General features: G+C 39.0%; 5 protein-coding genes. All 5 read left to right on the top strand.

Going from position 1 to position 6,943, the window contains the following annotated elements; all coding sequences use genetic code 11:
• Nucleotides 1–345: 345 nt before the first annotated feature.
• The 5 genes from GON26_RS20650 (at nt 346) to GON26_RS20630 (ending at nt 6,937) form a co-directional block, all read left to right on the top strand.
• A complete protein-coding gene (locus tag GON26_RS20650; RefSeq protein ID WP_160376667.1) occupies nt 346–1,347 on the top strand; it encodes an arabinan endo-1,5-alpha-L-arabinosidase in 1,002 nt (333 codons plus the stop codon).
• A 55-nt stretch (nt 1,348–1,402) separates the two neighbouring features.
• Nucleotides 1,403–2,953 carry an alpha-N-arabinofuranosidase gene (locus GON26_RS20645; protein WP_160376666.1) on the top strand — a complete coding sequence of 517 codons (1,551 nt, stop codon included), beginning with the start codon at nt 1,403–1,405 and terminating at the stop codon, nt 2,951–2,953.
• A gap of 12 nt (nt 2,954–2,965) precedes the next feature.
• On the top strand, nt 2,966–4,588 hold the full coding sequence (locus GON26_RS20640; protein WP_160376665.1) for an arabinan endo-1,5-alpha-L-arabinosidase: 1,623 nt from the start codon (nt 2,966–2,968) through the stop codon (nt 4,586–4,588).
• A 117-nt stretch (nt 4,589–4,705) separates the two neighbouring features.
• Nucleotides 4,706–5,665: a glycoside hydrolase family 43 protein gene (locus tag GON26_RS20635; protein WP_160376664.1), complete on the top strand. Its 960-nt coding sequence runs from the start codon at nt 4,706–4,708 to the stop codon at nt 5,663–5,665.
• Nucleotides 5,666–5,953: 288 nt separating this feature from the next.
• Nucleotides 5,954–6,937, top strand: a complete 984-nt coding sequence (locus tag GON26_RS20630; protein ID WP_160376663.1) for an arabinan endo-1,5-alpha-L-arabinosidase — start codon at nt 5,954–5,956, stop codon at nt 6,935–6,937.
• Nucleotides 6,938–6,943 lie beyond the last annotated feature (6 nt).

Below are 6,943 nucleotides of genomic sequence, written 5' to 3'. Positions count from 1 at the left end.
TTGACGTTCTGAAGGTAAAATTTGACGTCTGGAACGTCAACGACGGGGTTCGGAACCTCAACGATGACGTCTGGAACGTCAACGATGGGGTTTACAACGTCAACGACGGGGTTCAGAACGTCAACGATGGATGATTTAACGTCAACGTTGACGTTCCGGACGTCAAATTTTAGGTTAGGAGACGTCAAATTATACGTCTCCTAACCTAAAACACAGTTTAAAACTTCAGCATTGGATGAAAGAGATTATGGTACGGACTGATTTTTTTTACAGGTTAACCAAGGTGCCCTATTCTTTGAAAGAATAACACCAAAAAAGGGAACATTAACTTAAATTATTAAAACAATGAAAACAATTATAAGCTTGATTTTGGTTGCAATTTTAGTAGTGGGTTGTCAGACTGAAGACGTAACATCTTCAGATAATGAGGTTAATGCGGCGGCTCAAAATTCCGCAGTAAAAAATATAACAGCAAAGACGGTTGCAGGCAATGTCCCGTCACACGATCCGAGTACGATAGTAAAAAGCGGGGTTAATTATTATGTTTTTACAACAGGAGATAATATCCCTATGACGTATTCTACCAATTTAACAAGCTGGACATGGGGAACATCAGTATTTACAGCAACACCAGGCTGGATTACAGGTTATGTACCCGGTTTTACCAAAACGTATTGGGCTCCGGATGTGGCGTGGTTTAATAATAGATGGAATATGTATTACTCCTGCTCTACTTTTGGCTCAGCAAGATCGGCCATTGGGTTGGTAACTGCCCCGTCTATTTCGCAAAGTGCGGGAACCAAATGGACAGACAGAGGCGTTGTGGTTGCCTCGTCATCGGCTTCAGATGTAAATGCAATCGATGCTTCGATACTGGTTGACGGAAGTAATGTGTATATGGCGTATGGTTCCTGGCATGCCGGAATTGGCGTAGTACAGATCAATCCTTCGACAGGAAAACCAACTGGAACAAGAACGGTAGTAGCTGGCGGAAATGGCGCTTCGTGGGAAGCTCCTTGTTTAGTAAAAGAAGGCAGTTATTATTATATGTTTGTCAATAGAGGTACTTGTTGTAATGGTATAAACAGTACTTATTATATTGTGGTAGGACGCTCTACTAGTCCGTTTGGACCTTTTACAGATAAAAATGGAGTATCTTTAAAAAGCGGAGGAGGAACAACCGTTTTAGCAGCACAGGGAAATTATATAGGACCGGGTCATTTGTCAAGAATTACCGGAACTCAAAAGGGAGCGGTTCATTATTATGATAAAGCAGACAACGGAAATCCAAAACTCGAAATAGTTTATTTTACATGGTCAGGAGGTTGGCCAACATTATCTTATTAAATAATTAATATCCGGAGAGAAGCTTTAGTTTCTCTCTCTTTAAAGCATTCAAAACATGAAAAAATCATTTTTAATTCTATTTGTCTTTACATTTTGTAATCAATTTGTTTTCTCACAAAAAGAGACTACAACAGTACTTTCGATTAAGAATACTGCAGACGCTCCTACTATTGATAAAAACATCTACGGCCATTTTGCAGAGCATTTGGGCAGATCAATTTACGGAGGGTTTTTTGTTGGTGACACTTCAAAAATACCAAATACAAAAGGAGTGCGAAATGATATTGTTGCGGCTTTAAAAGATTTAAAAATTCCTAACCTTAGATGGCCCGGCGGTTGTTTTGCTGATACATACCACTGGAAAGATGGTATTGGACCTCAGGAACAGAGACCAACTATTGTAAACAAATGGTGGGGAGGTGTTACAGAAGATAACAGCTTTGGAACACATGATTTCCTAAACATGTGTGAGCTGCTTGGAACGGAACCTTATTTATCAGGAAATGTGGGTAGCGGTACTGTACAGGAATTAGCTGACTGGGTACAATATGCCAACTTTAGCGGAAAGAGCCCGATGAGTGACTTGCGTAAAAAGAATGGAAGAACTGAACCTTGGAAAGTGAAGTTCTGGGGAATAGGAAACGAAGCCTGGGGATGTGGCGGAAACATGACAGCTGAATATTATGCTGGCGAATACCGCAAATTTGCAACCTTCATGTCTGATTGGGAAAACACAGGCGGTATTACCCGTATTGCTTCCGGATCAAACAGCGCTGATTATAACTGGACAGAAGTATTGATGAAAAACATTCCGCTCAATATGTTAGGCGGAGTGGGTGTACATCATTATGCAGTTATCGACTGGGGCAAAAAAGGAGAAGATGTTAATTATACCGAGACTGAATATTTCAAAACCATGCAATCAGCATTAAAAATGGAAGAATTGGTTACCAAACATTCAGCCATTATGGATAAATACGATCCGGAGAAGAAAGTAGCCATGATTGTTGACGAATGGGGAGGCTGGTATGAAGTACAAAAAGGAACAAATCCTGGATTTTTATACCAACAAAACACCATGAGAGATGCAGTTTTAGCCGGATCAACACTTAATATTTTCAACAACCATGCTGACAGGGTTCGTATGGCAAACTTAGCACAGTGTGTGAATGTATTGCAGGCGGTTATCCTTACGGATAATGCCAAAATGATCCTGACACCTACTTATCATGTTATGAAATTATACAGTGTGCATCAGGATGCGAAGTTATTGCCAATTAGTTTTACCTCTCCGGATTATACCGTAAACGGAGAAAAACTTCCGGCGGTTTCGGCTTCAGCATCAAAGGATAAAAACGGACTGGTACATATTTCATTAGTAAATGTAGATGCTAAAAACAAAAACAAAGTTGTAATTGATATCAATGATTTAGGAGTGAAAAATGTTACGGCGCAAATTATTACCGCATCAAAATTACAGGATTACAATTCATTCGATACCCCAAACAAAATTGTACCTACAGTGTATAAAGGTTTCGAAAACAAAAAAGGAAAACTTGAAATTACCATTCCTCCTTTCTCAGTAATTGTTTTAGAGGGGAAATAAAAAACATAAAATATGAAGAAGTCAAATTATATAATAAAAGCAGTCTCGTATATCGGACTGTTTTTATTTACTCTGGCGGTAGTGAGTTGTTCCAGTGACGATCCGGGATCTGATCCAAATCCAACGCCTACACCTACACCCGATCCTAAGCCAAACCCAACGGCTTTTCCGGGACCGACGTATGCGGATAATTATACTTCTATTTCCTCTTGGGGAAGCAGGGCACAATGGAATTTAGCCAACGTTCATGATCCATCTGTAGAAAAATCAGGGGAATACTATTATATGTATCAAACAGATGCTTCTTATGGAAATGCCCATGATGGTCACGGACATTTTCCGTACAGACGTTCGAAAGATCTGGTTACCTGGGAGTATATGGGATCGGCAATGGCTACAATTCCGGCTTGGGTAAAAGATTCTCTGAACAATAAAAGAGCCCGAATGGTTCCTGCCTTGCCACCAATTGAAAACCCGAGATATGGTTACTGGGCGCCTTATGTAAAAAAAGTAGGCAGTAAATTCCGTTTGTATTACAGCATAGTAGTTGACGAACCTATTGTGGGAGCTGATTTTTCGACTTCATGGTCAGAAAGAGCTTTTATAGGATTAGCAGAATCGGATGATTTAGCGACAAATGTTTGGGAAGATAAAGGAATGGTAGTATGCTCTGAACCTGATGGCGTAAAACCTTATTCTTTTTCAGGAGCCAGAAATTGGGAAAACGCTTATTTTAAATTCAATGCCATCGATCCTACTTTTGTAGAAACTCCTGAGGGAGAACAATACCTGATTTATGGCTCATGGCATTCTGGTATTGCATCATTAAAATTAAATCCGGCAACAGGAAAACCAAATCAGTTAAAAACCCTAGCCGATTACGGAACCCGCATAGCTTCCAGAAGTGCTACCAGTCGTTGGCAGGCTTCGGAAGGACCGGAAATGATATACAATCCCGAAACGCAATATTATTATCTTTTCCTGGCTTATGACGGTCTGGATGTTCCTTACAATACAAGAGTTTGCCGTTCTAAAAGTATTACAGGGCCTTTCTTAGGAATCAACGGAGCCAATGTAACCAATGGAGCAGATTGCTGGCCAATGCTTACACATCCTTATGGGTTTAATAATCATACGGGATGGGTAGGATTTGCGCACTGTTCTGTTTTTCAAAATCCGGATACCAAGCAATGGTATTATGCATCGCAGGCTCGTTTGCCAAAAGATGTACCTGGAATCAATGCTTCAAATGCTGTTATGATGGGACACGTTCGCGCCATAAAATGGACAGAAGACGGCTGGCCGGTTGTAGATGCTGAAAGATATGCCGCGGTACCTGCCACGACTATTACAGAAGCTTCTTTTATTGGAACCTGGGAACAAATTACCATGAACTACCAATATGCAGTTATTCAAAAATCGGTTACGATTTACTTAACGGCTGATAAAAAAGTAAGCGGTGCCGTGACCGGAACCTGGTCGTATGACAGTACTGCCAAAACATTGACCGTAAATGGTATAAAATGCAAAGTAAGTGATGCCTGGGATTGGGAAGCCGCTACCAGAAAAGTAACGATAAGTTATTCCGGACTTACTGCAGCAGGACTGCCGGTTTGGGGTAAAAAAGTGAATTAGGAAGTACCAGGTTTTTAAATTCCAAATTCCAAAAATAAAGTATAGTTACAGATTTAAATAATTAGAAAAGATAAAAAATCTGCTAAATCTGCAAGATCTGCGAGAAAAAAATATATAATGAAAAACCTAATTACAAACTTGTCGTTTTTAGTTTTGCTTGTGTCCTGCACAACAGCTGTTGCACAAACAGATTCGGCAAAATTAAATAACCCAATTATTACCGATAATTATACCGGTGATCCAGCCGCCCTTGTGTATAAGGACAAAGTGTATTTGTACGCAGGACATGATGTCGCGCCAAATGATTTTAATTTTTATAAGATGGAAGAATGGCTGGTTTATTCTTCGTCGGATATGAAGAATTGGCAATCGCATCCGGTACCCTTAAAAGTAACCGATTTTAAATGGGCTTCAAATGATGCATGGGCTTCGCAGGTCATCGAACGTAACGGAAAATTTTATTGGTATGTAACGGTTTCACATGCAACAATTCCAGGAAAGTCAATTGGTATTGCGGTTTCAGATAGTCCAACAGGGCCTTTCAAAGATGCTTTAGGGAAAGCCTTAATTACCAATGACATGACCAAACACACCAATATAAGCTGGGACGATATCGACCCAACAGTTTATATTGATGAGGATGGTCAGGCGTATTTGTTTTGGGGAAATACCGTTTGCCATTATGCCAAACTAAAAGAAAATATGCTTGAATTAGACGGCCCAATTCAGACGATAAGCTTACCTAATTTTACTGAGGCTCCCTGGATTCATAAACATAAAAACTGGTATTATTTATCGTATGCGTATCAGTTTCCTGAAAAAATTGCCTACGCTATGAGCAAGTCAATAAACGGTCCGTGGGAATACAAAGGCATCCTGAATGAACTGGCCGGAAACAGCAATACCAATCATCAATCGATAATTGATTTTAAAGGACAATCGTATTTTATTTATCACAATGGGGCAACACAGCCCAATGGAGGAAGCTTCAGACGATCTGTTTGTGTCGATAAATTATTTTATAACAAAGACGGAACCATGAAACGTGTGGTAATGACTTCTGAAGGAATTCAGTAGTTTTTCAAAACAGCAAGAATAAAATTTTCACCATATAAGTGATATAAGTTCATTTAAAACTAGACTTGAAAAAAAGCAGGACTAAAATTTTCACCATATAAGTAATATAAGTTCATTTAAAGCTAGACTTGAAAAACTTAACTGTTCTTATATTGTTTAAAAAACCGTTCCAAACAAGAACCAAACTTAAATTTTCTTATATCACTTATATGGTTTAAAAAAGCGTTCCAATTTACAACCAAACTTAAATTAACTTATATCACTTATATGGTGAAAAAAACATAAACTATGAAGTTGTACAAGAACATAAAATATATACTTTTTGTTTTAATGATGCTGATAGCTTCAGTTTCATTTGCGCAGGAAATAGTCGTTCACGATCCGGTGGTTATTAAACAAAAAGACACCTATTATTTGTATTGCACTGGTAACGGTATCAGTGCTTTTAGTTCAAAAGATTTGAAAACCTGGCAAAAGGAACCGCAAATTTTCAAAGAAAAACCCGTTTGGGCAGATGGTGTTGCAGCCGATTTTAAAAACCATATCTGGGCTCCGGATATTACCTTTCATAATAAGGTCTATTATTTGTATTATTCGGTTTCGGCTTTCGCCAAAAATACTTCGGCGATTGGTTTGGTGACCAATACAACATTAGATCCAAAAGATAAAAACTACAAATGGGTCGATCAGGGAATCGTCATTCAGTCTGAACCCAACCGCGATATGTGGAATGCCATTGATCCGAATTTGGTTTTTGACGAAAACAATACACCGTGGCTGTCATTTGGTTCTTTTTGGGAAGGGCTGAAATTGGTAAAATTAAACCCCGATTTAAAATCAATTGCACAACCGCAGGAATGGCATACGATTGCCAAACGCAAAAGAACTTTCGAATTACCGGACTCAGATCCTGGAGATGGTGCGCTTGAAGCTCCTTTTATCTTTAAGAAAAATGGTTACTATTATCAGTTTCTTTCCTGGGATTTATGCTGCAGAGGCGAAAAAAGTACCTATAAAGTAGTGGTTGGAAGATCAAAAAGTGTAACAGGTCCTTATGTCGATAAAGACGGAAAATCATTGGCAGAAGGTGGTGGCAGTTTAGTGGTTCAGGGCGATGAGAATTACTTTGGCGTAGGCCATAACAGTACTTATACGTTTGATGGAAAAGATTATATTTTTTATCACGCCTACGAAAAGAAAACCAACGGAACACCAAGATTAGTGGTTAAAGAAATACAATGGGACGCTGATTTGTGGCCTGTTTTAAAATAGAAATTT

The organism is Flavobacterium hydrocarbonoxydans, from assembly GCF_009789235.1.
GTDB classification, from domain to species: domain Bacteria; phylum Bacteroidota; class Bacteroidia; order Flavobacteriales; family Flavobacteriaceae; genus Flavobacterium; species Flavobacterium hydrocarbonoxydans.
This window is presented reverse-complemented; position numbering and strand designations above follow the sequence as displayed.